General features: G+C 58.4%; 23 protein-coding genes. 9 read left to right on the top strand and 14 right to left on the bottom strand.

Going from position 1 to position 26,248, the window contains the following annotated elements; all coding sequences use genetic code 11:
- Positions 1–40 precede the first annotated feature (40 nt).
- Entirely contained in the window at positions 41–937 is an 897-nt protein-coding gene (locus IB250_RS01930) for a LysR family transcriptional regulator (protein WP_192342744.1), read from the top strand.
- Positions 938–1,112: 175 nt separating this feature from the next.
- On the opposite strand, the gene IB250_RS01925 is transcribed toward IB250_RS01930, so the two are convergent.
- The 3 genes from IB250_RS01925 to IB250_RS01915 all read right to left on the bottom strand — a co-directional run bounded on the left by IB250_RS01925 (position 1,113) and on the right by IB250_RS01915 (position 2,442).
- Positions 1,113–1,295: a DUF1289 domain-containing protein gene (locus IB250_RS01925; RefSeq protein ID WP_192342743.1), complete on the bottom strand. Its 183-nt coding sequence runs from the start codon at positions 1,293–1,295 to the stop codon at positions 1,113–1,115.
- A 3-nt stretch (positions 1,296–1,298) separates the two neighbouring features.
- Positions 1,299–1,670 (bottom strand): hypothetical protein, encoded by a 372-nt coding sequence (locus IB250_RS01920; RefSeq protein ID WP_192342742.1) that lies wholly within the window; start codon positions 1,668–1,670, stop codon positions 1,299–1,301.
- Positions 1,671–1,950: 280 nt separating this feature from the next.
- A complete protein-coding gene (locus IB250_RS01915; protein WP_192342741.1) occupies positions 1,951–2,442 on the bottom strand; it encodes a GNAT family N-acetyltransferase in 492 nt (163 codons plus the stop codon).
- A gap of 383 nt (positions 2,443–2,825) precedes the next feature.
- Between IB250_RS01915 and katG the strand changes: the two genes are divergently transcribed.
- On the top strand, positions 2,826–5,114 hold the full coding sequence (gene katG / locus IB250_RS01910) for a catalase/peroxidase HPI (RefSeq protein WP_192342740.1): 2,289 nt from the start codon (positions 2,826–2,828) through the stop codon (positions 5,112–5,114).
- Positions 5,115–5,220: 106 nt separating this feature from the next.
- Here the strand turns inward: katG and IB250_RS01905 are convergent, their stop codons facing one another.
- Complete coding sequence (locus IB250_RS01905) at positions 5,221–8,256, bottom strand: FAD-binding and (Fe-S)-binding domain-containing protein (protein WP_192342739.1); 3,036 nt, start codon at positions 8,254–8,256, stop codon at positions 5,221–5,223.
- A 158-nt stretch (positions 8,257–8,414) separates the two neighbouring features.
- On the opposite strand from IB250_RS01905, the gene IB250_RS01900 reads away from it, so the two are divergent.
- Positions 8,415–9,299 carry a LysR substrate-binding domain-containing protein gene (locus tag IB250_RS01900; protein WP_192342738.1) on the top strand — a complete coding sequence of 295 codons (885 nt, stop codon included), beginning with the start codon at positions 8,415–8,417 and terminating at the stop codon, positions 9,297–9,299.
- 278 nt (positions 9,300–9,577) lie between these two features.
- Here the strand turns inward: IB250_RS01900 and IB250_RS01895 are convergent, their stop codons facing one another.
- On the bottom strand, positions 9,578–10,432 hold the full coding sequence (locus tag IB250_RS01895; RefSeq protein WP_192342737.1) for a sterol desaturase family protein: 855 nt from the start codon (positions 10,430–10,432) through the stop codon (positions 9,578–9,580).
- A 67-nt stretch (positions 10,433–10,499) separates the two neighbouring features.
- Between IB250_RS01895 and IB250_RS01890 the strand changes: the two genes are divergently transcribed.
- Complete coding sequence (locus IB250_RS01890; protein WP_192342736.1) at positions 10,500–11,462, top strand: AraC family transcriptional regulator ligand-binding domain-containing protein; 963 nt, start codon at positions 10,500–10,502, stop codon at positions 11,460–11,462.
- Between the two features lie 63 nt (positions 11,463–11,525).
- Here IB250_RS01890 and IB250_RS01885 read toward each other — a convergent pair whose 3' ends face one another.
- Positions 11,526–11,933 (bottom strand): tautomerase family protein, encoded by a 408-nt coding sequence (locus IB250_RS01885; RefSeq protein WP_192342735.1) that lies wholly within the window; start codon positions 11,931–11,933, stop codon positions 11,526–11,528.
- Positions 11,934–12,041: 108 nt separating this feature from the next.
- Between IB250_RS01885 and IB250_RS01880 the strand changes: the two genes are divergently transcribed.
- Complete coding sequence (locus tag IB250_RS01880) at positions 12,042–12,935, top strand: LysR substrate-binding domain-containing protein (RefSeq protein WP_192342734.1); 894 nt, start codon at positions 12,042–12,044, stop codon at positions 12,933–12,935.
- A gap of 6 nt (positions 12,936–12,941) precedes the next feature.
- Here IB250_RS01880 and IB250_RS01875 read toward each other — a convergent pair whose 3' ends face one another.
- From IB250_RS01875 to IB250_RS01850, 6 genes are all read right to left on the bottom strand, one after another.
- Positions 12,942–13,835, bottom strand: a complete 894-nt coding sequence (locus IB250_RS01875) for a tyrosinase family protein (RefSeq protein WP_192342733.1) — start codon at positions 13,833–13,835, stop codon at positions 12,942–12,944.
- Positions 13,822–14,277, bottom strand: coding sequence for a hypothetical protein (locus IB250_RS01870; RefSeq protein ID WP_192342732.1), 456 nt, complete (start codon positions 14,275–14,277; stop codon positions 13,822–13,824). Before IB250_RS01870 ends, IB250_RS01875 begins: the two co-directional genes overlap by 14 nt.
- An 81-nt stretch (positions 14,278–14,358) precedes the next feature.
- On the bottom strand, positions 14,359–15,954 hold the full coding sequence (locus IB250_RS01865) for a DHA2 family efflux MFS transporter permease subunit (protein ID WP_192342731.1): 1,596 nt from the start codon (positions 15,952–15,954) through the stop codon (positions 14,359–14,361).
- A complete protein-coding gene (locus IB250_RS01860) occupies positions 15,951–17,048 on the bottom strand; it encodes an HlyD family secretion protein (RefSeq protein WP_192342730.1) in 1,098 nt (365 codons plus the stop codon). The genes IB250_RS01865 and IB250_RS01860 overlap by 4 nt, the downstream gene beginning before the upstream one ends.
- Positions 17,049–17,146: 98 nt before the next feature.
- Complete coding sequence (locus tag IB250_RS01855) at positions 17,147–17,560, bottom strand: cupin domain-containing protein (RefSeq protein WP_192342729.1); 414 nt, start codon at positions 17,558–17,560, stop codon at positions 17,147–17,149.
- 43 nt (positions 17,561–17,603) lie between these two features.
- Positions 17,604–18,356 (bottom strand): SDR family oxidoreductase, encoded by a 753-nt coding sequence (locus IB250_RS01850; RefSeq protein ID WP_192342728.1) that lies wholly within the window; start codon positions 18,354–18,356, stop codon positions 17,604–17,606.
- A gap of 258 nt (positions 18,357–18,614) precedes the next feature.
- Between IB250_RS01850 and IB250_RS01845 the strand changes: the two genes are divergently transcribed.
- Entirely contained in the window at positions 18,615–20,204 is a 1,590-nt protein-coding gene (locus IB250_RS01845) for a winged helix-turn-helix domain-containing protein (protein WP_192342727.1), read from the top strand.
- A gap of 513 nt (positions 20,205–20,717) precedes the next feature.
- Positions 20,718–22,145: an arginine-ornithine antiporter gene (gene arcD, locus IB250_RS01840; protein ID WP_192343196.1), complete on the top strand. Its 1,428-nt coding sequence runs from the start codon at positions 20,718–20,720 to the stop codon at positions 22,143–22,145.
- A gap of 106 nt (positions 22,146–22,251) precedes the next feature.
- Here arcD and IB250_RS01835 read toward each other — a convergent pair whose 3' ends face one another.
- Positions 22,252–22,950: a two pore domain potassium channel family protein gene (locus tag IB250_RS01835; RefSeq protein WP_192343195.1), complete on the bottom strand. Its 699-nt coding sequence runs from the start codon at positions 22,948–22,950 to the stop codon at positions 22,252–22,254.
- Positions 22,951–23,170: 220 nt separating this feature from the next.
- Here IB250_RS01835 and IB250_RS01830 point away from each other — a divergent pair, with 220 nt between their 5' ends.
- Together IB250_RS01830 and IB250_RS01825 are read left to right on the top strand one after the other, a co-directional pair.
- A complete protein-coding gene (locus IB250_RS01830) occupies positions 23,171–23,959 on the top strand; it encodes a DNA polymerase beta superfamily protein (protein ID WP_192342726.1) in 789 nt (262 codons plus the stop codon).
- Positions 23,960–24,025: 66 nt separating this feature from the next.
- Positions 24,026–25,381, top strand: coding sequence for a HEAT repeat domain-containing protein (locus IB250_RS01825; RefSeq protein ID WP_192342725.1), 1,356 nt, complete (start codon positions 24,026–24,028; stop codon positions 25,379–25,381).
- A 185-nt stretch (positions 25,382–25,566) separates the two neighbouring features.
- On the opposite strand, the gene IB250_RS01820 is transcribed toward IB250_RS01825, so the two are convergent.
- Complete coding sequence (locus IB250_RS01820; protein ID WP_192342724.1) at positions 25,567–26,079, bottom strand: hypothetical protein; 513 nt, start codon at positions 26,077–26,079, stop codon at positions 25,567–25,569.
- Positions 26,080–26,248 lie beyond the last annotated feature (169 nt).

Below are 26,248 nucleotides of genomic sequence, written 5' to 3'. Positions count from 1 at the left end.
TGACGCCATGTCATCCCCCACGCCGTGCTAACGTGGAGGCATGACGACTCCCGACCTGAATTTGCTGATTACCCTGGATGTGCTGCTCGCTGAAGGCAGCGTCGTACGCGCCGCCCAACGACTGCGCCTGAGCCCGTCGGCCATGAGCCGGGCGCTGGCGCGATTGCGCGAAACGACGGGCGACCCACTGTTGGTCCGGGCCGGACGCGGGCTGGTGCCGACGCCTCGGGCGCTCGAATTGCGCGAACAGGTCAGTCGATTGGTGCAAGACGCCGAAGCCGTTTTGCGCCCCGCCGAACAGCTCGACCTCAAGCAACTGGGGCGTACATTCACGCTGCGCACCAGCGACGGTTTCGTCGAAAACTTCGGCCCGGCGCTGATTGCCCGCGTCAGTGAACAAGCACCCGGCGTGCGCTTGCACTTTGTGCAGAAGCTGAACAAGGACAGCGCCGCCCTTCGCGACGGTTCCGTCGACCTGGAAACCGGTGTGGTCGGCGGCACAACAAGCCCGGAAGTGCGCACCCGTGCGTTGTTCGAAGATCATTTCATCGGCGTCGTGCGCACGGGGCATCCGCTGAGCCAAGGCGAAGTCACCGCCTCCCGTTATGCCGCTGGCAAGCACATCCTGGTCTCGCGACGCGGGCTCGATAAAGGGCCGATGGATGAAGCCCTGGAAGTGCTGGGACTGGAGCGCGAGATCATCACCATCGTCGGCGGCTTTTCGGCCGCGCTGGCGCTGGCTCGCGCCTCGGACCTGATCGCCACCGTCCCTGCACAACACACCCGAAACCTGCGCGCAGGCTTGTACAGTTTCGACCTTCCGTTCGACCTGCCGCCGATCACCATTTCAATGCTCTGGCACCCACGCATGGATGCCGACTCAGCGCATCGGTGGCTGCGTGAATGTGTTCGGGAGGTTTGTGCGCAGCCCGGTTAAGCGACACGCTTTTGTAGCAGCTGCCGAAGGCTGCGTTCGGCGGCGCAGCAGTCGTGAGCCCTGTTAACGCGTTCTACCAGACGTAGCGCATTCTCTGATTTTACGACTGCTATGCAGCCGAACGCAGGCTTCGCCAGCTGCTACAGGATCGCATTCGGCCCAACTGGCATTGCCCTCAAACTTTCCTCTTCTGCAGCCCCTTCAACCGCAAACTCGCCCGCTGCGCCGCCGCCATTTTTTCCGGACGCTTCATGTGCTTCCATTTTCTGATGTCGTCCTTGGTGCGGCCACAACTGACACACAGCTCACCACTGAGCTGGCAAATGGAAATACACGGATTTTCGATATCCTTGGCCACGCTTCAACCCCGCGTCGAGCGCTTGGGCGCCAGGCGTTGCTGCCAGTTGCCGGCATTGGCGCGCTGACATTGCTCTTCAGAATCGAACTGCACATGGGCCGCTACCGGGCTGATGAGTACATCCGCTTCACTTAACGCCACGGCCGTCAGTTCGACCATGCGCTCGCCCTGCCCGCTCGCCAGCGCCTGATCCTTGTTGGCCTGCGTATCGAAGACCCAGATCACCCGCAGACTGGAAGGAAAGACCGCGTAATCGACTTCGTGGGTCAGCCAGCAGAACCCGACTATTTCCGCTTTGGCGGTTTCACACGCCTCGGTCAGGGTGGCGACCAGGCGACGTTCGATTTTGGCCTGATCGCGTTTGCTTAAAGACATCGGGTAAGGAGTCCTTGGGTGGGTGTCGATGGAAAGGGCTCATCATACCTTCGGTCGCTCGTTTCCTCTCTGCGTCATTGCCCGCCCACGACCCCGGTTGGTGTTCAGTGACAAATAGCGCGGCAGACCTGAAAGCTTCTGTGTTTGTGCTGCCTCTTCGCGAGCAAGCCCGCTTGTATGGAAGGAACGTTTTCATGTGCATGACACAAATCCCCTGTGGGAGCGGGCTTGCTCGCGAAGAGGCCCGATTAAACAGCACAAATCCCGACCCGAAAAATATTCAGAGCCGCCCATGGCTCCCGGTCTTTCTCATTTGTATAAGCGCTACACGGCGCCCATCCGGCGACACTCGCGCCTCAACCCCAAACGGAACAAACCCAAGCTGCGGATACAGAAGCAGTCCTGCCGTATTCTCGTTGAAGCACGAAATCTGTACCTCGCTTGCCCGATGACGCTCAAAGGCCAGCGCCACCATCGTCTCCACCAAAAACTTCGCGACACCTTTCCCCCGCGCCCTGGGCGACACGATCACATTGCCGATCGCGCAAACGCCATCGCGCTCAAACGCATAAAAGTTCGCAAAGCCAACAACAGAACCGTCCCCCTCAACCACCGTAGAGTCTGAACGTAGAGCAATCGATGCACGTAGTTGATCTTCCGTCAGCGGGTAGTTCGCCTTCGGGAACATGTAAAACAGTTCTTGGGCGTTTTGCGGAAAGTCGCAAACAGTCAACACATCTTCAGCATCGACGGGGCGGTGGGTGAGTAGCATGGGTTGGGTTCCATCCAAAGGTTGGTGCGACAGATTACGTTTTGCCGATGCTGGATAAAAGAGACTCGTATCAGCGGTTCCATCTCGAGGGCTCAGGTAAAAGATTCTGCCTATCAAGCGTGAATACTCCACCTATTAGCTGACTGCTTTATAGGCGTCTAACCTTAATGCAGCGCTGGCGTGAGCCGGCCGGTTGAGACTTGATAAAAGATACGAATGAATCAGAAGCGTACTAGGCTTGCCGTGGGCCGCCGTATAGGCAACTCGATTGCCGCTATCCAGATTCCCCTTTGACCACGATGAACGGTTGATCGAACGGCTACAGCCTATGTCATTGATTTCGCTCGTCGCTATTGCGCGCCCACCCCGGGCCGGATAGCCGGATGAATACGACCAAAGGTAGCGCACACATGGCAAATGAATCGAAATGCCCGTTCAATCACGCCGCCGCGGGCGGTGGCACGACGAACCGCGATTGGTGGCCGAACCAACTGAACCTGAAGATCCTGCACCAGAATTCGCGGCTGTCCGACCCCACGGACGAGGGCTACAACTACGCCGAAGCGTTCAAAAACCTGGACTTTCAGGCGCTCAAGCAAGACCTGCATGCCCTGATGACCGATTCACAAGATTGGTGGCCTGCGGACTTCGGTCACTATGGGCCGCTGTTTATTCGCATGGCCTGGCACAGCGCCGGCACCTATCGCGTTGGTGACGGTCGTGGCGGTGCCGGCTCCGGTCAGCAGCGCTTTGCACCGCTCAACAGCTGGCCGGACAACGTCAGCCTCGACAAGGCGCGCCGGCTGCTCTGGCCGATCAAACAAAAATACGGTCGCAACATCTCCTGGGCCGATCTGATCGTGCTCACCGGCAACGTCGCGCTGGAGTCCATGGGCTTCAAAACCTTCGGCTTTTCCGGTGGTCGACCAGACGTCTGGGAACCGGATGAGGCTGTCTACTGGGGCTCCGAAAACAAGTGGCTGGGCGGTGACACCCGCTACGAAAAAGACAAGAAGGAACCCATGCAAGAACCCGGCGAAGGCCCACTCGTTGCTGAGCCGGGGGAAAATGAGGACAGCCGTACCGAGGGAGGACGCAACCTGGAAAACCCGCTCGCCGCGGTGCAAATGGGCCTGATTTACGTCAACCCGGAAGGCCCGGAAGGCAATCCCGATCCGGTCGCTGCTGCGGTGGACATCCGCGAGACCTTCGGGCGCATGGCGATGAATGACGAAGAAACCGTGGCACTGATCGCCGGTGGCCACGCCTTCGGCAAGACCCACGGCGCCGGCCCTGCCGACAACGTCGGTGCCGAGCCCGAAGCCGCAGGCCTCGAACAGCAAGGCCTGGGCTGGAAGAGCACCTTCGGCAGCGGTAAGGGCGGCGACACCATCACCAGCGGCCTGGAAGTGACCTGGACCACCACGCCCACCAAGTGGAGCAACAACTACCTGGAAAACCTGTTCGGTTTCGAGTGGGAACTGACCAAGAGCCCGGCGGGCGCCAACCAGTGGACGGCGAAAGGCGGCGCTGGCGCGGGCATTATTCCGGATGCTCACGACCCGTCGAAGCGGCGTAACCCGACCATGCTGACCACGGACCTGTCCCTGCGATTCGACCCGATCTATGAGCCGATTTCACGGCGGTTCCTGGCGAACCCGGACCAGTTGGCCGACGCATTCGCCCGCGCCTGGTTCAAGCTCCTCCACCGCGACATGGGCCCTCTCTCCCGCTACCTTGGCCCGGAAATGCCCAACGAAGAACTCCTGTGGCAAGACCCGATTCCGGAGGTCGACCATGCCTTGGTCAACGACAGCGACGTCGCCGCACTGAAAGGTAAACTCCAGTCCTGCGGCCTGTCGGTCTCGCAACTCGTATCGACTGCCTGGGCGGCAGCTTCCACCTTCCGCGGCTCCGACAAACGCGGCGGCGCCAACGGTGGACGCCTGCGCCTGGCTCCGCAGAAATTCTGGCAAGCCAACCAACCTGAGCAACTGGCGAACGTGCTGGCGAAACTCGAGAGCATCCAGAACGAGTTCAACAGCGGCGGCAAGAAAATCTCGCTGGCAGACCTGATCGTGCTGGCCGGCTGCGCCGGTGTCGAACAAGCGGCGAAAAATGCCGGCCACACCGTCACGGTGCCTTTCACGCCGGGCCGGATGGACGCCTCGCAAGAGCAAACGGATGTCGAATCCTTCGGGTTCCTCGAACCCGCCGCCGATGGCTTCCGTAACTACCTCAAAACCCGCTACAGCGTACCGGCCGAGGCCTTGCTGATCGACAAAGCGCAACTGTTGACACTCACCGCGCCAGAAATGACCGTGCTCATCGGTGGCCTGCGGGTGTTAAACACCAACGTCGGACAAACTCAGCACGGGGTGTTCACGAAGCAGCCAGAAGCGTTGACCAACGACTTCTTCAGAAACCTGCTGGACATGAGCGTGGAATGGAAACCGGTGTCGCAGGCCAATGAAGAGTTTGAAGGGCGCGACCGGAAAACCGGCGACCTTAAATGGACGGGTACGCGTGTCGATCTGGTGTTTGGCTCGAATGCGCAGTTGAGGGCCTTGGCTGAGGTCTATGCCTGCGACGATGCGAAGGAGAAGTTTGTGAAAGACTTCGTCGCGGCCTGGGACAAGGTGATGAATCTGGACCGGTTTGATGTGAGATGATCTGAGCAATATTGCTGAAAACCTGCAACGCCTCCCTGTGTGGAGGCGTTGTGGTTTTTGCTGATCTATCGGCCAGAAGCTGCCCCCCAAGCAGCCATTGCGGGATTTAGTGCGCCAGAATTTTCGACAGCACATGCTCCAACACCACTTCAAGTGGGTGGCGCAGCTGCCTGTTGGCGCGACGCTTTACCTGACTGCGACAGGAGTAACCCGTTGCCAGTGCTTCTCCCGCCTTGTCCAGCTTGCCGGCCCATGACTGCTCGAAAATGGTCCGCGAGGTGTCCTGGTTGCGGGCTTCATGGCCGTAGGTTCCGGACATGCCGCAACAGCCCGTCGCCTCAGTCACCAACTTGAGGCCAAGCCGGGCAAACACTGCTTCCCATTGCGAAGTACTGGCCGGCACATTGGTCTTCTCGGTGCAGTGCGCCAGCAAACGGAATGTCTGAGTAGCCGGATGCGGGTTTTCAGGCAACACATCGAAGAGCCACTCCTGGGGTAGCAAGACCTTTGGGCAATCATTGAGCCCCGGCACTTTCTGGTATTCCTGGCGGTAGACCAGCGTCATCGCCGGATCCAGCCCCACCAGCGGTACCTCGCAGTCGGCTAGCGCCTTGAGTTGACTGGCGTTGCGGATCGCCGCTTTGGCGAATGCGCCGAGGAAGCCTTGTACATGCAAAGGCTTGCCGTTGGCACTATAGGGCGCCAGAAACACGCGATAGCCCAACTGATGCGCCAACTGGATAAAGCTCGCCAGCAACGGTGTTTCGAAGTAACGGGTGAAAGCGTCCTGCACCAACACCACGCTGCGCTGACGTTGCGCGATGGTGAGTTCGCGCAGGGCTGGCACGCTGGCGACCACCACCTTGCAGCGGGTCAATGTGGCCTGCAAGTCGTAACGGTTGATCAGCGGGCTGTCGAGCATGCCGACGTGTCGCGCAAGCAAGCGGCTCATCCATGTTGAGCCCATTACCGCGTTGTACAGGCCCGGCGCATAGGCCATATAAGGAATGGTGAACTCCAGCGAGCCGATCAGGTAATCGCGAAGCGGACGTTGATAGCGACCGTGATAGAGCTCCAGAAAACGCGATCGGAATTCCGGGACATTGACCTTGACCGGGCATTGTCCGGCGCAGGATTTACAGGCCAGACAGCCCGCCATCGCGTCGTAGACTTCGTGGGAGAAATCCGCCTCGCCGCGCGAGCGTGCCAGGTTATTGCGCATCCTCGTTGGCAAGCCGCTCAACCACGACAACTTGCCCCGCGCCGCTTCCAGTACATCGATATTGGCCGCGCCTTGCAGACGCAACCATTCGCGAATCAATGACGCCCTGCCCTTTGGCGAATGCTGGCGTTCACGGGTGGCTTTCCACGACGGGCACATTGCATCGTCGGGGTCGTAGTTGTAACAGGCGCCGTTACCGTTGCAGTGCACAGCGGTGCCGAAACTTTGCCAGACACGCTCGTCGATTTGCCGATCCAGCTCACCGCGCAGCGTCACTTCGTTAACCTTGAGCAAGCCTTGGGCGGCATCCGGCGGAGTGCAGATCTTGCCGGGGTTGAGCTGATTGTGCGGATCGAACGCGCCCTTGAGCAATTGCAGCGCCGGGTACAGCTCGCCAAAAAACTCAGGGACATATTCCGAACGCAATCCCTTGCCGTGCTCGCCCCACAGCAAACCACCATAGCGCCGGGTCAGCTCGGCCACGGCATCGGAAATCGGCTTGACCAGCGCGGACTGGGCCGGGTCTTTCATGTCCAGTGCCGGGCGCACATGCAACACACCCGCGTCGACATGTCCGAACATGCCATAGGCCAGGCCATGGCTGTCGAGCAAGGCGCGGAACTCCGCGATGTAGTCGGCCAGTTTCTCCGGCGGCACGGCGGTGTCTTCCACAAAAGGCTGCGGGCGAATCTCCCCTTCGACGTTGCCCAGTAGCCCGACCGAGCGTTTACGCATGGCGTATACGCGGGTCACTGCTTCGGCACCTTCGGCCAACGTGTGGCCCAGCCGTTCGATCGTCGTGTCGGCCTGCAGATGCGCCACGAACGACGCCACGCGAGCCTTCACTTGCGTCAGGTCCTCCCCGCTGAACTCCACCAGATTGATACCCAGCGTCGCGCGCTCGGCGTCCGTCGGGAAATACTCGGCGACGCTGTGCCAGACAATGTCTTTCATTGCCAGCATCAACACTTTGGAGTCCACGGTTTCGATGGACAGCGGCTTGTGCGCCAACAGCGCATTGGCGTCGCGCAGCGCATCCATGAAGCTGGCGTAGCGTACGTTTACCAACACCGAGTACTTGGGAATCGGCAGCACGTTGAGCTTGGCTTCGACGATGTAGCCCAACGAACCTTCCGCACCGCACAGCACGCTGTTGAGGTTGAAGCGTCCGTGCTCATCACGCAGGTGCGCCAGGTCGTAACCCGTCAGGCAGCGATTGAGTTTGGGGAACACCGACTCGATCAGGTCGGCCTGGGTTTCCTGAATGTGCCGCGCGGTGCGGTACACCTCGCCGATGCGGCCGGATTGTGCGCACACCACCTCCAGCTCCGCATCGGACAAAGGCTGGCTGTGCAGGCGTTCACCGCCGAGCAGTACGCTGTGCAGTTCCAGAACATGATCGCGGGTCTTGCCATAGGTGCAGCTGCCCTGGCCGCTGGCGTCGGTGTTGATCATGCCACCCACCGTGGCGCGGTTGGAGGTCGACAACTCCGGAGCGAAGAAAAGCCCATGAGGCTTGAGCGCGGCATTGAGCTGGTCCTTCACCACGCCCGCCTGCACCCGTACCCAACGCTCGGCGACGTTGATTTCGAGGACAGCGTTCATGTGCCGCGACAAGTCGACCACGATGCCTTCGGTCAATGACTGGCCATTGGTCCCGGTGCCACCGCCTCGCGGGGTCAGCTTGATCTGGCGAAAGCGTGGTTCGGCCATCAATGTCGCGATGCGCACGATGTCGTCCGCGTCCAGGGGGAACACCGCCGCTTGCGGCAGACGCTGGTAAATCGAGTTGTCGGTCGCCAGCACGGTCCGAGTGGCATAGTCGGCGCTGAGCTGACCGCGCAAGCCACTGTCGCGCAGGGCTTGCAGAAATTCCGGGTACTGTGCCGCGGGTTCAACGGTCGTCAACTGGGCGATCATCGCAGGATGGTCTCTTGTAGGTCTAATCACGGAAAAATCAAAACACTTGTCGCCTGAGCATTAATGGGTCAGCCTCAGGTCGTCGGCTATGCCAATGATCCTGCAGGCTCGGGCACCGGACAAACGGATAATCCTGCCGCTATTGATGACTTTTACGAATGAATTACCGTCACCTCACCCCCTCGATGTCGTTGCTGCTGGCCTTTGAAGCCGCCGCCCGACATGAAAGCTACACCCACGCTGCGCTGGAACTCTCCCTGACCCAAAGCGCAGTCAGTCGCCAAGTCCAGGCGCTGGAGCAGCAACTGGGCCTGACGCTGTTTCGCCGTGAAGGCCGCCAGGTGAAGTTGACCGATGTCGGTCGTCTTTATCAGCGGGAAATGAGCGAAGCGCTCGGACGCATCCGTAGCGCCACGTTGCAGGCCATGGCTTATCAATCCGGCAGCGGCACATTGCGCCTGGCCACATTGCCGACCTTCGGCTCGAAGTGGTTATTGCCGCGCCTTCATGACTTTTATAAAAGCCATCCTGGCATGCTGGTGCACATCAACTCCCGGATCGACGCCATCGACTTTGAAACCAGCGGCATTGATGCTGCGATTGTCGTCGGCAATGCTGATTTACCGGGCCTGATCAGCCATCGGCTGCACACGGAAGAACTGATGGTGATCATTTCTCCACAAGCGGCCAAGGCCCATGACGCCTGGCCTGCGGAGCGCATTGGCGGGCAGACGCTGCTCAATGTCGCGAGTAATTCCAACGTCTGGGGCGAGTGGTTCAGCCACCACGGCTTACCCCATCGAATGATGCGCCTGGGGCCGAGTTTCGAACTCACCTCACACTTGATCCAGGCCGTCAGAGCCGGCATCGGAATAGGTCTGGTGCCTCGTATTCTGGTGGCGGACGAATTGGCCAATTCAGAGCTGATCGGCCTGGACCTGCCCTTCGCCAGTCAGCGCAGTTACTACCTGACCTACCCGCCGCGCAACGAAATGCTGCCGTCACTCATGGCGTTCCGTACCTGGTTGCTGGAACAGATATGAGCGCCCTGGATCTCAAGGCGAGAGACGCCCTCTCCCTACACCGGAGAGATCGTGGCAAGCGCACCAATCAAAATGGTCAACACCAGAAATCCACCCAGGAATAATGCCATCTTGCCCATTGGGCCTCCTACGTTATGAGTTTGCGGTGCAGCGGCTACCGCCGCTGCTGACCGTGCTGTCATTGTGAGCCGCAGGCTGATCCCATTACAGATGCAGATGACGAAGGAAAAACCGTATCAGCCCCGACCTTGACTGATTGACCTGGACAAGAGGACGACTCATCGCGCCACTTTCCGGTTAGCGTTTACCTTGGGTGCGGTACGGCGGGAACGCACGATGGGCCAGAACAATTCTTCTTTCCAGCTTATCGGTGACAAGTGTTCAATGCCGTAGGCTGGCGGACGTCGACGGGTAATTTTTGCGGTTCCGAACAGCACGTCCCAAAAAAACAACAGGTTGCCAAAATTGCCTTTGTAATGGGTAACGCCATCCTCGGCCGTCAAACCGTGATGCGCAGAGTGAGTGGAGGGTGTGGAGAAGGTTCGTTCCAAAACCCAGACAACCGGGCGTAATGCGCGGATGCGATATAGTTTGTCGTCCCACGCAACGCTGCTGTGTGCAGCGAAGATCACGGTCATTTTCAGAATCAGATAACCATAATAAACCGGTGCAAGTCCAAGGTAGATCAACACCCCGGATAACCAGATGCCGGGCATCAGAAGATAGTAAAAACTGTTGTTGCGATAGACGATGCGCACACTCATATAGGGTGCGGAATGATGCGCACGGTGCAATGCATAAAGTGCGGGAACCCGGTGAGTCAGGCGATGCCACCAGTATTGGGTCATGTCATCGAACAGTAAAAACAAGACAAATCCTGCAATCCACGGGATTCCAGCCAATGCGTCCTTCATCTCCGGTACAACCTGACTTGATATCTTGCCGCTTAGCCACATGACTAAAGGGAACGTGATCGCCACCAGGATGCCGGAGCCGACGACTTCGATGAGTACGTCACGTTTACTGCCTGACGACTGACGAAACGAGGAACAGGCAAGCTCCAGCAAAATGAAGGCAAGGAAAATCCCGGCCACTATTACAGCAGGGTTATTGGCGAGCATTGTTATATTCATGGCACTCTCGATTCAGGCCCTTGCGGGCAATGCCATGTGATTAGAAACCCAGGAGCCAGCCCTCCCAATGCGCGAAATGGACAGAATCGAGCTAGAACCGGCCAATCGCCCGCCCCAACGCTTTCATCGAGGCCGGCTGGGCCAAGTGCTGGAGCGTTTCCTTGACAGCCAGGTTTCCCGAAAAAGCACGGATTACAGCCTGATCGAACTGGATCAGCTTTGGCGCGAGGCGGCGCGCATTGATCCGGAGATCGGGTTAAAACTGTTCGAGATGTTCACGCCTCAGGACTGGCACGTCCTGGCTTATCTTTGCCTCTATAGCCCCGACGTTTTATCGTCCATGCACCTTTGGGCCCGGTACGCACCGCTTGCATCGGACACCGACAATGTGAGGTTGGTGAATGACGAAAACGGCGTCGGAATCGAGTTGTGCGTCGATGCGCCAGGCGAGTTGGCGCGGTATGTCATCGAACACTACGGCGTGATGTCCATCGCGCAATTGCGACGTGGAACGGGGCAGGATGTGCAGCCGATTCTGGCAAAATTCATGCATTCACGTCCGTCGTATTACAAGCAATACACCCAGTGGTTTGGAGACCGTATCGAGTTTGACTGCCCGGTTAACCGCTTCTATTTCCATGCGCAAAGCTTGAGTCTACCGATGCAGACCCGTCATCACGGGATGTTGGAGTTACTGACTCAGGAGCTGGATCGACGGATTGCCACGCATCGCAATTTCAGCGGTTGGTCAGCCAAGGTTGCCGAAGGTGCGCGACGCTCTCTGGCCAGCGGTGAAACGCCAAATCTGGACAATCTGGCAAAGACGCTGCACCAGACGCCCAGGACATTACGCAGACGCCTGGAAGAACAAGGCACGACCTTCAGGCAATTACTCGATCAGGTTCGTGCAGAACTGGAACTGCATCTTGAGTTGCAAGGCGAGTCGTTAACAGAGATTGCAGCTCAATTGGGCTACAGCGATTTGACGGCCTACCTCCATGCCCGAAGTCGATGGCGTGACAGGAAATAAGGTGACGGCCAGATTATTTCTAGCCTGTCTTTTGCTTTATTAATCCTGCCCTCAAGTCAACTCCTACGCCGACCGCATGCACCCCTGAGGTACGCCATCATTACCCCGCCCGCCACCAAACGACCATTCATCTGCCGCGGTAGTGGTAATCACCACCATGACGTCTTCAGAGTCGATGCCCGGTGCTCGACTCAGTCTCTCGACCAGGTTGCGATAGAAACGCTGTTTCGTCTCGATGTCCCGAGGGCGGCCGGCAGTAATCGCGATCAGCACAAAGTCATGGCTGCGCGGACCGCCCAGGTAGCCGGGATCAAATATCAGTTCGCCCACTTCATGCTGGTGAATGACCTGGAACCGGTCGGCCATGGGCACTTCGAAGCTTTCTACCAATGCGTCGTGCAGCCCCTGTGAGAGGGCTTGTAAATACTCGGCCGACTTTCCCCGGTGCAATGAAATACGTGCAAATGGCATAACGGTCTACTCCTGAAAAACCCACTGACAGGAGAAAACTATCAAGTCGCGATAATTCCGAATATCCGATTTAATAGCGGCCATAGTCCTGAATTAGTGGATGATTCGATGCGCCGTCCAACCTTCGATCTTGATGTGCTGCGTACTTTCGTAACCGGTGTGGAATTCAACAGTTTTGCCAAAGCGGCGGATCGGCTCAATCGCTCGACGTCTGCCGTGAGCGCACAACTCAAGAAGCTTGAGGAACAGATAGGCACGCCAGTGCTGTCCAAATCCGGTCGAGGGCTGGTGTTGACGCCGGTGGGTGAATCCCTGCTCAGCCATGCCCGCCGACTGCTTGAACTGAACGACAGCATTTTCCAGACGCTGCACGAAAGCCAGACCGCCGCAACGGTACGCCTGGGGCTTCAGGAAGACTTTGGCGAACACTTTCTCAGCGACATCCTGCGACGCTACGTCAAGATGTACCCGAGGGTGAGCCTCGAAGTCAGGATCGCGCGTAATACCGAACTGCTTGCATTGATCGACGGCGGTGGCCTGGACCTGGCCCTGTCTTGGGACACAGGGCACATGTCCCCCTATGCCACACGCCTGGGTGAAACACAGATGTACTGGATCGGATCTCGTGATACGCAACCGCTCAACTGCTCTGTAGATTCTCCCCTGCCATTGATCATGTTCGACGCCCCTTGCGTGTTGCGTAGCGCGGCAACCCAGGCACTGGATGAGGCGCGGATTCCCTGGCGAATCGCGCTGACCAGCCCCAGCGTGGGTGGAATCTGGGCGGCCGTTGCGGCCGGTTTGGGCCTCACGTTGCGAACCCGCATTGGACTGCCAGGACATCTCGCCGTCATTGCCGGCCTACCCACGCTGCCGACCCTCGGCTATGTGCTTTATCGTGGAGCAGAACACCTGGCGCCTGCCACCCGACAACTGGCTGCGTTGATACAAACCAGTCTGGAAGAGCAGGCGTTCAGTATCACTGCAGGCGCCTCCGTTTGATGCTGCCTAAAGCAAATCGCCCAAGGTGTCGTACTTGTAATACTGGCTGTAATTCAGCACATCTCGAGGTGTCACCTTTTCCGGAAAAGGGCTGTACATCGGGTCATCAATCCGATGGAACTTGAGTGTATCCGGGGCATTTCCCGCAGGTACGTATGCGGCGGCGGGATGCTTCGCTTGCCATGCAGCCCAGAGCCGGTCGACGTTGCAATGATGCAGAAAGAACACTGGATCGTTCGGCGAGGACGACAATCCCATGTCTCCACCGACCCACACATGAACGTTGTTATGAATGCGTTCTTCGCCTGCCCATCCCTCGATGCTGTTGCGCGCACCACCGGTGGACTGCGCCGCGTTGTAGGGCGCTCTGTCATACACCGGGTTTTCATGGATGACCTTGCGCACATTGGCTCGGCTGGGCAGTGACCCACCTCTTCCCAGATAGCGCACCAGGGGGCGGTTTACCCCGTCGAGTTCCATGGTGCGGCCATTACCCGTCAATCGCACCCGCCACTGCCCATTCACGAACTGCCCAAGGTACTCATCCGACCAGATGAGTGAAGTTCTCGGGTCCTGGAGTTCCGCGTCAGTGTTCCAATCCCAGTACGGGACTCGAAAGTGCGGGTCGTTTATCGCCTTGCGAAGCAAGGTTTCAAGGCGCACGAGAAAGTAGCGATGCCACGGCAAGAATGATGGCCCGCCATGCGCGGCGTTCCTGGCCATCTGCCCGGCAGGCGTTGAAATCATCATGGCCCGGTGGTGCCAGGCCACGAAGGAGTCATAAATCGAGAGGTTGGCCTGTCCGGGCCACGGATTCTGCGCGGGGTCCTTGAGTCGCTTTACCCCTTCAACGTATTTCTTGAGCGCCGGGAGATCATTGACAGCATTAGACCTGATCATGATGTGCTCCATGAGCATGGTGGTCCGTGTGCTCTCCCCCATCGCCATCACCCTTGGCGAAGGATTCCGGATAGGCATCGATCACGGCTGTCATCAAGTCGAGAGCCGATCCGTAAGTGACGAATGGGGTGGCGTGCGTATGGACCTGGCCCGCATCGTCCACAAACAGATGCGCCTGGACCGGGACTCCATCAACCTCCACCTGGTAAGTGGTCACGATCCGGACAACATGCCCTTTGTGGTTAATCTCGCGAACCGTCCTGGCTTCATGTCCTGCATGCGGGTCCACGTACTCAGGAAACTGCTCCTTGATCCACGCAGGGTGCGTTTTGTCAGGATCGGTGATGGATATCTCCGCAAGAGCACCTATGTCAGGCAGGCTCAATAGCGCATTGGGTTTCGTACCCGTTGGTTCGGGGCTGGAGACATTTTTCCGTGTCATGATTCCTCCTGGAGTGTGCCCCCGGACGGTTGCCCAGACTGGCTGGAGAAAGTGTAGTTGGTCGCTGGCAGGTGGGCTGTCTCACGCAACTGCTCGTGAAGCGCGCACTTTCTCGTATCGCGCGAATCCGATCTTGATGCCGACCAGAATGGGGGCGGCGATTACAAACAGCAGGGCCACGGCGAGGAACGCTGTGTCGAAGGCAATCACCGTGGACTGACTTGTCACCAACCGGCCCAGAAGGCTCGTCGCTGCCCGGCCCGCGGCCACTGCATCCATTCCTTTCGCGCTCAGCATGGCTGTCGTGGTCGTCATCCGCTCGATGACCGCGGCCCCGCCTGGGGTGACGTTGGCGCCGAGGACCACGGCATTGGTGACGACGTTATGGTCGATCAGTGTCTGGAGCCCTGCGACCCCGATAAGGCCACCCAACTGGCGCCCCGTATTGAAAAGGCCTATTCCGCCAGCGAGGTTTCGGCTGTTGAGGTGGCTGAAAGCGATCAGCGTGATCGATAGAAACAGGAAGCCAAGCCCCAGGCCGCGTAACAGGATGGCTGCCATCATGTCGTCCGCGCCGCTTTCGCTGGTCGAACCGGACAGCATCCACATCGCCACCATAATCATCAGGATTCCAAAGGGCACGGTGGCGAACGGCGCAACGCGGTGGGCCTGCATGAGATAAGCAGATATGAGAAGCGCGCCGACAAAAAACGCGCCACTGGGCAACAGCAGCTGACCGGCATCGGTAGGCGTGAACCCGAGGACCGACAGGGCGAACGCCGGAATCAGGAACGCACTGCCGAACAAGGCGGCGCCGGCGACAAAACTGACGATAAAGGCGAAAGAAAAATCGCTCGTTTTGAACAGGGTAAAGTCGAACAGCCCCTGCCCTTTGGCCATCACTTGTTGGCCGAGAAATGCCAGCAGAGCGGCTGCGCCGATCACCGTTAGCCACAGGATGCGCGGCTCCTCGAACCAGTCCCATCGGCTGCCCTGGCTGAGAACGTAGGTGAAACACAACAGCGTGGTAGAGATCAGCGAGAAGCCGATCCAGTCAAACGGACGCTGCCGGATCTTGGCGGGCATTGGGCCGTCTGCGATCAGCACAAGCCCGCTAGCCGCCAAAGCAATCGGGACAACACTGAAGAAGATCCATGTCCAGGATTGGCTATCGATCAACCACCCTTGAAGCGCCGGGGCAAGCGTCGCGGGCGCGACAACGGAGCCCATGGCAAACAGGGCCTGGAGGATGGGCTGACGGGACCGCGGATAAGCGCGAAAGATGATCGCCTGGCCCCCGACCAGCAGGGTGCCGCCGGCGAAGCCCTGAATCACCCGAAGTGCAACCAGCAGATCCAGCCGAGCGGTGATGGCGGCAATGCCGCACGCCAGGCCCATGACCAGGGTTGAGCTGATCATCACATGACGCGGATTAAAACGCTTCAGCAGCCAAGGGGCGGTCATGAACCCGATCAGCTTGAGCGCGATGTAGCCGATATCCAACCAGGCAAATTCATCTGGCGTTGCATAGGTGTCGCCGATGATGTCGCTGCGTCCGAGCGCCAGAACGGTGCTGGCGATCGCTTCCGTCAGCGTGGCAAGCACGATGCCCGCCATCAGCAGGACACCGGTCGTAGCGCTGGCGTTGCTCCGCGTGGCGCTGGCAACCGTGTTCATGAGCCGCCCCCTTGCGCAACCTCAACACGCGCGGACAAACCAGGGACGATGCGGCCCGGCAACGGGTTGTGGGCAAGCCGGATTTTTACCGGAACCCGCTGCACGACACGCACAAAGTTTCCTGTTGCGTTGTCTGTGGGCAGCAAGCTGAACGCGGACCCGCTACCCGGTGCGAAGCTGTCGACCACACCTTCAAGTGCCCCGTCGGGATAGCCATCGACCGTGATGCGCACGCGCTGACCGGGGCGGATATGTTCGAGCTGGGTTTCCTTGAAGTTCGCCACGACCCACACATCATTGACCGGCACTATATCGAGCAACGAAACACCCGGCGTAACGAATCGGCCGACCCGGACCTGACGGTTACCGATAACGCCATCAACAGGTGCGTGGACCACGGTGCTGTCGAGATCGATCTGGGCCAGATCGCGCGCAGCCTGTGCCTGCGCCACAGCAGCAACGGCAGTTTCTCGCTGGGCCACAAGGACAGCGATGCGTTGCTGTTGAGCTTCTACCGTTGCCGACGCTGCCGAGACCGTCGCCTCGGCTCTGGATTGTGCCGTGCCGGTTTCATCGACGAGGGCCTGGCTGACCGCGTTGCTGACGATAAGTTTGCGGCTGCGATCATGGGTCTTGGTTGCCAGATTCATCTCGGCGGCGGCCGAGCGTCGCTGGGCTTCGGCCTGTCGGATCAAGCTACGCTGAAGCTGGGTTTCGGCATCAACATGGGTCAGGCGAGCCTGGGCAGCGCTGACATTGGCCACTGCCTGCGCAAGCCGTGCGCGATAGTCCCGATCGTCAATCCGGAACAAGACGTCACCCGCCCGGACGGTCTGGTTGTCCTCCACTTCTACCGCCGTGACATAGCCGGCAACCTTGGCGGCGAGCGAAGTGAGATCGCCGCGCACATACGCGTTATCGGTGGAAGTCGAACCGCTCGAAAGCGCCATGGCCCATCCGCCGGCCACGACCACCACGGCACCGATGCACAGCAGGATGCCAATCATCTTTCTCTTGCTTTGCCGCGCCACCACGACAGGGATCTCAGCGCTTGCGCCGGTGGCAATGGCAGCCTTGTCCTGAAGCGAGTTCATGTTCTTGTTTCCTGTTCAATGCCAAGGATCCGCAGCAGCCACAGGACGGCAGTGACCTGCCGCCCGGCGGTCGAGCGTCGATGAGCGCGTTGATCGGCTCACTTTTTGACGGGGGTGACGAGCTCCTTTTCGTTGGTGTCGAGGACGAACACCGCCAGCAGGCGTGCAGGTTTCGTATCGCTGGCGTTCGCGCTGACTTCGTGCACGGAGCCCGGCTCCTCTACGAAGTTTTCGCCGACGTTGTAGATCTTTTCCGGCTCGCCTTTGACTTTGATGCGAAACGAGCCCTCCAGGACCGTTGCATAAATGAAGGCCGTCTTCGGATGGGTGTGGGACGGCGACGCGGCGCCCGGCCCATACTCGACCAGCACGCCCTTCATGCTCTTGCCTGGGAGGTTGGGAATGGGGCGGTCGAATACGACCGACACCTTGCCTGCGGGCGGCTCGGCGGCCGACGCTGCGCTGATCGACAGTGCCGCGAAGGCAGCGGCCAAGAGAAATCGGGTAACCATGGCAATGCTCCTTGATGCGTAGATGGTGTGAGCGCGCGGCCCGTTACCGAGCCGTCGACTGACCGAGCCAGTCCTCGAAGCGGATCGTCCCCAGGCGCGGGTTCTGGCCGGGCGTCAGCGATTGATCGTCGAGCACCGAACCGAAGTAGCGCGCATGCACATCCGGCACGACCTTGCGCGTGTCCTGAGTGGCCCGCAGGAAGCGCCTGACCAGTTCGTCGAGCGGCATGGCTTCGGGACCGGCGACTTCGACCGTGCCATTGACCGGCGTTGCCAGCGTGACCTCGGTGAGCGCCGTCACCACGTCGTCGGACGCCATCGGCTGGATCAGCGCCGGCGACAGGCAAATCTCCTCGCCGACGGTGGCCGCTTGCGCAATGCCGCCGACAAACTCGAAGAACTGTGTGGCACGCAGGATGGTGTAAGGAATACCGGACGCCTTGATCAGGTTTTCCTGCGCAACCTTGGCCCGGAAATAGCCATTCTCGGGAAGCCGTTCACTGCCGACGATCGACAGGGCCACGTGATGGCGAACGCCAGCGGCCGCCTCGGCAGCCAGCAGGTTACGGCTCGACGTTTCGAAGAACTCGAGAACGGCCTGGTCTTCCCACGAAGGCGCGTTCGCCACGTCGACGACAATATCGGCGCCATCCATCGCCTGGGCCAGGCCCTCGCGGGTGATGCTGTTCACGCCCGTGCTGGGGGCGGCTGCGAGCACGTCATGGCCGCGCTCGCGGAGGTTCTGCACAAGTTTCGATCCGATGAGGCCGGTGCCTCCAATGACGACGATCTTCATGGTTTCTCTCCGCTTCTCGACGGCAACCATTGCTGTCGATGTAGATCGAGAGTGCCAGCGCGCGTCAGGGACGTCCTTGTACCGGCCTTGAGTTTGCCTTCAAGGAAGCTTGGTTTTTCGTCCAGAAAAACAGTTATTCGACGGGTCTCCCTTGCCGCAAACGGTGCAGCGGGTCAGGCGCTGCCGTATTATCGATACCACTTACCAACCGCCAGCTCAGACACGGAGTCGGGGGCGCTCGACCAGGGGATCCTCACCTTGCAATTCGTGTTTGAAGACTACGTGCTCGATCAGCAGCGCCGGGAACTGACCTTGCGCGGGCAAGTCGTGGCTGTCGGGCCGCAGGTCTTCGATCTACTGCTGCAACTCGTCAGCAACCGCGATCGCGTCATGAGCAAGGACGACCTGCTCAAGGCCGTGTGGAGCGGTCGGATCGTCTCTGAGTCGACCATCACCAGCCACATCAATGCGGTGCGCAAGGCCATCGGCGATACCGGCGAAGAGCAGCGCCTGGTGCGCACGGTCGCCCGCAAGGGATACCGCTTCGTCGGCGAGATCAAGGTGGATGAGGTCGGGGAAACGCGACAGCCTGACATCGAAGAACCCACGCCCGTAGACCTGAAGCAAACGCCTACGCCCACCCTCGTCCTGCCGGACAAACCCTCCATTACTGTCCTGCCCTTCCATAACCTGAGCGGCGATCCGGAGCAGGAGTATTTCGCCGACGGCATGGTGGAGGACATCATCACCGCCCTGTCGCGTATCCGCTGGCTGTTCGTCATCGCACACAATTCAAGCTTCACCTACAAGGGTCGGGCCGTGGACGTCCAGGGCGTCGGCCAGACGCTCGGCGTGCGCTACGTGCTGGAAGGTAGCGTGCGCAAGTCCGGGAACAAGGTACGCATCACCGGGCAGCTCATCGACGCAACAAATGGGACGCATATCTGGGCGGAGCGCTTCGAAGGCATGCTCCACGACATTTTCGAGCTGCAGGATCAAATCGCCGAAAGCGTCGTCGGCGCCATAGCACCGCAGCTGGAACGGGCGGAAATCGAGCGCGCCAAGCGCAAACCGACGGAAAGCCTGGACGCCTACGACTATTACCTGCGCGGAATGCCGAAACTGCACAACGGCACCCGCGAAGCCATCGAGCAAGCGCTGCCGTTGTTCTACAAGGCCATCGAGCTCGATCCGGAATTTGCCTCGGCCTATGGCATGGCAGCCTGGTGCCACTTCTGGCGCAAGCTGAATGGCTGGATGACCGATCGGACTCAAGAGATCGCCGAGGGCGCACGACTTGCGCGTTTGGCGGTGGAGCTCGGCCGGGACGATGCGGTGGCGCTGACGCGAGGCGGACATGCACTTGGCCATCTCGCCGGCGATATCGATGGCGGCATTGCCCTGCTCGACAGGGCACGCCTGCTCAACCCCAACCTCGCCCCCGCCTGGTACCTGGGCGGAATCCTGCGCGCGCTGCGCGGTGAAACAGACGCCGCCATTGCGGATTTAACCCATGCCGTTCGCTTGAGTCCGCTGGATCCGGAAATGTTCAGGATGCAGGTCGGGATGGCGCTCGCGCACTTCTTCGCCGAGCGCTTCGATCCCGCTTCTGCCTGGGCGGAAAAGGCGCTGGGTAACCTGCCCTGCCTCCTCGTGTCGGTTGCCCTGATGGCGGCCAGTCATGCGCTCAGCGGACGCATGGACAAAGCGAAGCAGGCGATGCAGCGTTTGCACGAGCTGGATCCGTCCTTGCGCGTCTCTAACCTGAAGGACTGGTTGCCAATCCAGCGTCCTGAGGATTTTGCACGGTTTGCTGATGGGTTACGGCTGGCTGGGTTGCCTGAGTGACTGCGGCCCGGTGAACTGCGAATGGCTTGCCAAAGCCAACGCGGGAATTCCCTACCGGAGCTGCCGAAGGCTGCTAATGCGAACTGCGATCTGTAGCTGGCTTCGCCAACGCTCCAAGGAATGCGCAGGCTCGCAGATTGCAATATACGAATGGAAGCTACACTGAAGTTGCTTGAATCTTGCATCCCCTCTTTCGGGAGAACCAAGTGGATCTAACGATCGAGCCAGGTTCAAAGCAGCAGAAGCCAGTTTTGGCTGGTACGAAACTGCGACTTAAATGCGTTTTAGTTGTTTGTGCCCAGCTGCGGGGGGCAGTGACATCAACCCCATTGCCGCAGCGAAAAAGCAGTCTATTCGGTGGCATGCGTCACTCGAAGGGGTCATGCAGTGCATTAGCGACCATCTCTAGTTAGCCCGTCACCTCTTGAACGATTCCGTTTCGGTAAGGAGATTCAGATGGTCGACTCCGTCAGCAACATCGACAAAGATGCCCTGCCTCACAAAGATACCCAGATCTCTGCCTCCAGCGATAAGTTGAAGTTTGGAGCATTGATCGCTCTGGTCGTCGGCTCCATGGTGGGCGGCGGGATTTTTTCGCTACCGCAGAACATCGCTAAAAGTGCCAGTGCTGGCGCCACGCTGATTGGCTGGCTGATCACTGGCGTCGGCATGCTGATGCTGGCATTCGTCTTCCAGACACTGGCCAACCGCAAGCCCAAGCTAGATGGCGGGGTTTACGCCTATGCCAAGGCCGGTTTTGGCGACTACATGGGTTTCTCATCGGCTTGGGGTTACTGGATCAGTGCCTGGATCGGCAACGTCAGCTACATGGTGTTGCTGTTCAGTACCCTCGGGTTCTTCTTCCCTATGTTCGGAGAAGGCAACACGCTACCGGCAATCATTTGCGCCTCCGTGCTGCTCTGGCTCCTGCATTTTCTGGTTCTGCGCGGAATCAAGGAAGCCGCCTTCATCAACGTGATCACTACCATCGCCAAGATGGTGCCGCTGGCGCTGTTCATTGTCATTGCCGGCGTGGCCTTCAAGATGGATGTTTTTACCAGCGACTTCTGGGGCGCCGGCAACAGTGACCTGGGCACGGTGATGAATCAGGTTCGCAACATGATGCTGGTCACCGTCTGGGTGTTTATTGGCATTGAAGGGGCCAGCATCTTTTCCGCCCGTGCTGAAAAGCGCAGCGACGTCGGCAAGGCGACTGTGGTTGGCTTCGTCGGGGTGCTGCTTTTACTGGTTCTGGTCAACGTGTTTTCTCAAGGGATCATGGCCCAGGCACAACTGGCCGGCCTGAAAAATCCTTCTATGGCAGGCGTACTGGAACATGTGGTGGGTCACTGGGGGGCAGTACTGATCAGCGCAGGGCTGATCGTCTCGCTGGTCGGTGCGCTGTTGTCCTGGACACTCCTCTGCGCGGAAATCCTCTTTGCCAGTGCCCGCGACCACACCATGCCGGAGTTCTTGCGCAAGGAGAACGCTAACCAGGTCCCCGCCAATGCGCTATGGCTATCCAACGGGCTTATCCAGCTGTTCCTGATTATCACGTTGTTCAACAGTTCCACCTATTTAAGCCTGTTGTACCTGGCAACCTCGATGATCCTGGTGCCGTACTTCTGGTCCGCCGCCTACGCTTTGCTACTGGCCTGGCGTAACGAAACCTATGAGGAGGCTCAGGGTGAGCGGACCAAGGACCTGATAGTCGGGGTGATCGCTGTGCTCTATGCCGTATGGCTGGTGTACGCGGCCGGGGCGCAGTACCTGCTGCTGTCTGCACTGCTTTATGCTCCCGGCGCAATCCTGTTCGCCAAGGCCAAGCGCGAACTGGGCCAACCGGTGTTCACCTCCATTGAAAAGGTCATTTTCGTTGCCGTGATGATAGGTGCGCTGATCGCGGGTTACGGCCTCTACAGCGGTTTCCTCAGCCTCTGAAACAAGGGTTTGCATGGCGGATGGAATGCTCCGTCTGCCATGCAGCTTCAATTAAAACCGAGGCGGACTTTTTCAATGGCATGGGCCATCAGCAATCGGTTGTCCGTCACTTAGCCTGATTCGATGGATAAAGACCGGCAAACCGAGCGATCACAACACCAACGTAAAAGACGCCTGAAAACTCTTCGACCATTACCAGTGAGCGAGCGTGATTGGTCAACGGGAGAATATCTCCGTAACCGGTGGTTGTGAGCGTCGTGAGGCTGAAATAGATTAATTTGAAGAACGTGCCAGTCTGTGCGAAGTCGAGTTGGCCAGGCCCGAATGAACCAGCGCTGGATATCTCCACCAGGGCATAAACGAAAGACCAAACGAAAGCCAGCATGATGTAACCCGCCAGCGCACCATGCAGCTTGCCGGCTGTAATTGGCCCGCGCTTGAGAATGTAGAGAAGCACTCCGCTAAACGAGACGGCAAGAGACGCCGTATACGCGATCCCGGCAAGGCCAAGAATCGCGATACTCTCAGTCCATAACGCCGTCCATTGAAGGCCAACCCCAAGCAACGCCAGGCCCAGTTTGAGAATGAACCCCCGCCGAGTCTGCCTGGTGGCGAAAGCCCCCACGAGCAGCACGATCGAAAAAAGAATGCCGAGCAAGGTACGAGCAAATATACCTTCCTCAAGAAAGGGAAACAGAAGGATCAACCCTAGCAAGAGCAGCAATAGATAGGTGTAGGGACCTTTCCCCATAATCAACCGAGCTAAATCCTCGTCGGGTTCGGCGTTATTTTGCGGATTTGTCATATCGGTTTCCCAGAGGCAAAAGTAACGCTCGATATCTGACTGTGCACAGTTGAAATCTGGCTTGGTTTTAGAGTAGTCGGCGGTGAAATCCTTGAGTGGCGGATATGGGTCGAATTCTGCCTGTAAGGAAAAGGCAGCAGTGGGCCAAAAGCGGTCACTGGACAGCCGGTCCATGACTGAGTAGCGTGCGTCCAAAATATCATCTGATCAGAGTTGGCCCATGGTTTCTTTAGCCGTTCAGGAAGAAGTTCGAGATCGTCTTCGCCGTGCTGAGGACGAGCATGACGTGAAGGTTCTACTGGCCGTTGAATCAGGCAGTCGCGCCTGGGGATTCGCCTCTCCCAATAGCGACTACGATGCACGTTTCATCTACGTCAATAATCCTGACTGGTATCTCTCTGTCGGGCTTGAGGAGCAACGCGACGTCATCGAGTATCCGATCATTGACGACATGGACATCAATGGTTGGGATCTGCGCAAGGCGCTAAGGCTATTCTGGAAGTCCAATCCAGGCTTTGTCGAGTGGCTGCAGTCCAGCATTATCTATGAGCACTCCGGGTCCTTTTACGAGCGGGCAAAGGAATTACTGCCGCAGGTGTACTCGGTTGAAAGTGGTATTTACCATTATCGCAGCATGGCCAAAACCAACTACAGGGGATATCTGCAGGCCCCTCAAGTACCGTTGAAAAAATATTTTTACGTATTGCGCCCATTGTTATCGGTTCGGTGGCTGGAATGGTTTGGTAAACCGGCCCCCATCGATTTTGACAAACTGCGAGAAGTCATCGAAGGAGAGTCCGAATTGCAGCAGGCCATCGATAACTTGCTAGCTATCAAACGCGCGTCTCCGGAAATGGGGCTATCGCCCCAGATCGTGCCTATCCAGCAGTTCGTTGAGCGTGAGCTGCATCGACTAGAGACCATCAAGCCGACCCGTAGCGAACGCAAAGAAGTGGAGCCGTTACTTTCGGAACTGTTTCGCTCTGTGCTCAAAGAAGCCTGGGGATGACTGGCAACCTCACCAAGAACTCCATCCAGAAGAACAGCCGCACAAATACGCAGAAAGGATTGAAGCGTGAGCACAATACGAGACTGGCTAAATAAGCTGAAGAACAAGTCTGCGCCCTCTTCCTCGTGGGCGGATCATCGGCGCAACGAAGCGTTGGAACTGCTCGCGGACGTCGAGAGTAACGGGAGACTGGTGGAACTCAGTACCCACTACAATGGCTTCGTTCGAGAAGTCGTTGTCAGGGAGCTGTGCAGCCATCCTTCCCCCGAAGCGTTAGTTGCTTTGATAGAGAGGCTGAATGATTGGGTTGCGCAGGTTCGCGATCTGGCGGCGGCAGGCCTGAAACATTACCTATCACCCTCCCAGGTTAAGGCATTGCTGTTCGCGCTGGAGCCTCTCATTGCGTTGGCTGCGCGTCGGAGGGTCGACCATGGTCCCACTCTGATGGTCGTACGTGCGGTTCTTCAGTCGCGCGATATCCGGGATGAGGTCTATACAAATTTTCTTGCGCGGCAAGGTAAGCCCGCGCGCTATCTGTTTGCGCTTTTGTTGGAGCAAGATACCGCCCCGGAGACGCTAATACGCAGTGCCCTAGCCCATCGTGAACTGACCGTACGGTTGATGGCGGTGTCTGCTTGCCAGGAGTTACCGGCTGCGCAAGCTCGCCAGCTGCTACATGAAGCCTTGTCACGACCTGGTGCTAAAGTCCGAGTTTGCGTGCTGCGTGCACTGCTCCCATTACTCGATGATACGAAGCCGGTTTTGCGTAAGGCATTGATGGATGCCTCACCTTCGATTCGAGGTTTAGCTCGCTGGGCTGCCCCACATAGCAACGTCGATGCACTTATCGTCCTCACTGAGCAACTGAACCAGGATATGCCCTCGGGGAAGCGGAACTGGCTTGGCGTTCTTGGCCTGGCAGCGGAGCTTAATATCGACCTCCCACAACCGTGGCACAAAGAAGCCCTGCGTTCTGCCTACTCCACCGTGCGGCAAGCGGCTGTGCGTTTGCTTCGGGATGACCAATTAGTCGAGTTGCTCGAAGCGCTTGATGATCCGTCGGACAAGGTGTTTGTCGCTGCGATTGCCCAACTTAACAAGCGGCCTTGGAGTTCGATGAGAGCTGGATTGGACACTAAATCAGATCGAGACTGGTCCTACTTGCCGACGGCGCGACAACAAGCGCTACTCCAGCTGCGACCGGGATGGCAGCAGGTGGCATATTTGCTGGCTCGGGTGGACACAGAGCCGGCTTTGCAAGCTTTCTGGCTTCACCAAGTGAACTTGTGGTGCGATCGCCAGTATCAAATGGTCGATCCCGTTACGCCAAAAGCCGAACGCGAAGCGCTGATGGAGAAACTCCAGAAATTGGCCGCACGCGACCTCATTCGCAGCGATAGCCTCGCTCGTGTTAGCGGATGACAGATGCGTAAAATCGCATATCGACTGTGGCATACTGAATATCCAACTTGGCGGTAGATTCACCGTCATTTCGAGCGGGCGTGCCTTGGAATCGACTGCTGCCCTTCGCGACAGGCTGCGGCCAAAAGCGGCGTTCGATCCACTACCTTCCAGTCGAAAAGCGAAAACCTCACAATCTGTGAAAGCTAGTCTCTAAGGGTACGCATTATTTCCTCCACCACCGGCTTCGTGTATTTCTCACTGGGGTCAGTCTCCGGTGGGTCGTTACTGCGGAACCATTCACCTTGATCGAATGCCTGGTAAAGCGAGAAAGCGGGCTGAGGCATGTCGTTAGTCATGGCTACTTCAACCACAGCATTTATGATCCCGTTCATAACGCCGTCGCAAAAATCATAGCGCAAAGATCCTTGTAGATAGCCTTCCGCAACCGCGACGGACAGCTCGTTCAGCACATCTTGCGGTGCAACGCCGAACCTTTCGCAAATAGGGACAAGATCATTCAGCGTTAAACCGTCTGCTTCCGCTTTCACCGACAGCTCATTGAGTTCGATCTTCGGTAACACCATGATCATGAGCTTCTTCCGGTTAGGTGCGAAGGTAGCGCTTGCATCACTCATAAAGCTTTCGGCCAACGGAGTGGCCGCACAGTGCTGCCACACTTCAACTCCATGCTGCAATACGGTTTCATGGTCGGTCAACTTCAGCTACAAGCAATGTCCGCTTTGGGTTGTCGTCCTTCGCGACAGGCAAAAAACGGCCAGAAGCAGTCATTGGCACACCTGGTCAAAGTGAAACAAGACTCGTGCGTGTACTCCGCGAAAAAAGAAGGCAACATTCACTTCCCCCTCTTACCCAACTCTTGAGCAA

The organism is Pseudomonas sp. PDM09 (genome assembly GCF_014852305.1).
Lineage (GTDB): Bacteria > Pseudomonadota > Gammaproteobacteria > Pseudomonadales > Pseudomonadaceae > Aquipseudomonas.
The sequence above is the reverse complement of the archived record's forward strand: the minus strand, read 5'-3'. Positions and strand labels throughout refer to the sequence as shown.

Coding starts and splice junctions, on each gene's coding strand:
- katG (WP_192342740.1), top strand. CDS start 2,826: ATGAATACGACCAAAGGTAGCGCACACATGGCAAATGAATCGAAATGC.
- IB250_RS01890 (WP_192342736.1), top strand. CDS start 10,500: ATGCGCGAAATGGACAGAATCGAGCTAGAACCGGCCAATCGCCCGCCC.
- IB250_RS01930 (WP_192342744.1), top strand. CDS start 41: ATGACGACTCCCGACCTGAATTTGCTGATTACCCTGGATGTGCTGCTC.
- IB250_RS01900 (WP_192342738.1), top strand. CDS start 8,415: ATGAATTACCGTCACCTCACCCCCTCGATGTCGTTGCTGCTGGCCTTT.
- IB250_RS01865 (WP_192342731.1), bottom strand. CDS start 15,954: ATGAACACGGTTGCCAGCGCCACGCGGAGCAACGCCAGCGCTACGACC.
- IB250_RS01895 (WP_192342737.1), bottom strand. CDS start 10,432: ATGAATATAACAATGCTCGCCAATAACCCTGCTGTAATAGTGGCCGGG.
- IB250_RS01885 (WP_192342735.1), bottom strand. CDS start 11,933: ATGCCATTTGCACGTATTTCATTGCACCGGGGAAAGTCGGCCGAGTAT.
- IB250_RS01850 (WP_192342728.1), bottom strand. CDS start 18,356: ATGAAGATCGTCGTCATTGGAGGCACCGGCCTCATCGGATCGAAACTT.
- IB250_RS01905 (WP_192342739.1), bottom strand. CDS start 8,256: ATGATCGCCCAGTTGACGACCGTTGAACCCGCGGCACAGTACCCGGAA.
- IB250_RS01880 (WP_192342734.1), top strand. CDS start 12,042: ATGCGCCGTCCAACCTTCGATCTTGATGTGCTGCGTACTTTCGTAACC.
- IB250_RS01915 (WP_192342741.1), bottom strand. CDS start 2,442: ATGCTACTCACCCACCGCCCCGTCGATGCTGAAGATGTGTTGACTGTT.
- IB250_RS01830 (WP_192342726.1), top strand. CDS start 23,171: ATGGTTTCTTTAGCCGTTCAGGAAGAAGTTCGAGATCGTCTTCGCCGT.
- IB250_RS01875 (WP_192342733.1), bottom strand. CDS start 13,835: ATGATCAGGTCTAATGCTGTCAATGATCTCCCGGCGCTCAAGAAATAC.
- IB250_RS01835 (WP_192343195.1), bottom strand. CDS start 22,950: ATGACAAATCCGCAAAATAACGCCGAACCCGACGAGGATTTAGCTCGG.
- IB250_RS01860 (WP_192342730.1), bottom strand. CDS start 17,048: ATGAACTCGCTTCAGGACAAGGCTGCCATTGCCACCGGCGCAAGCGCT.
- IB250_RS01870 (WP_192342732.1), bottom strand. CDS start 14,277: ATGACACGGAAAAATGTCTCCAGCCCCGAACCAACGGGTACGAAACCC.
- IB250_RS01920 (WP_192342742.1), bottom strand. CDS start 1,670: ATGTCTTTAAGCAAACGCGATCAGGCCAAAATCGAACGTCGCCTGGTC.
- IB250_RS01855 (WP_192342729.1), bottom strand. CDS start 17,560: ATGGTTACCCGATTTCTCTTGGCCGCTGCCTTCGCGGCACTGTCGATC.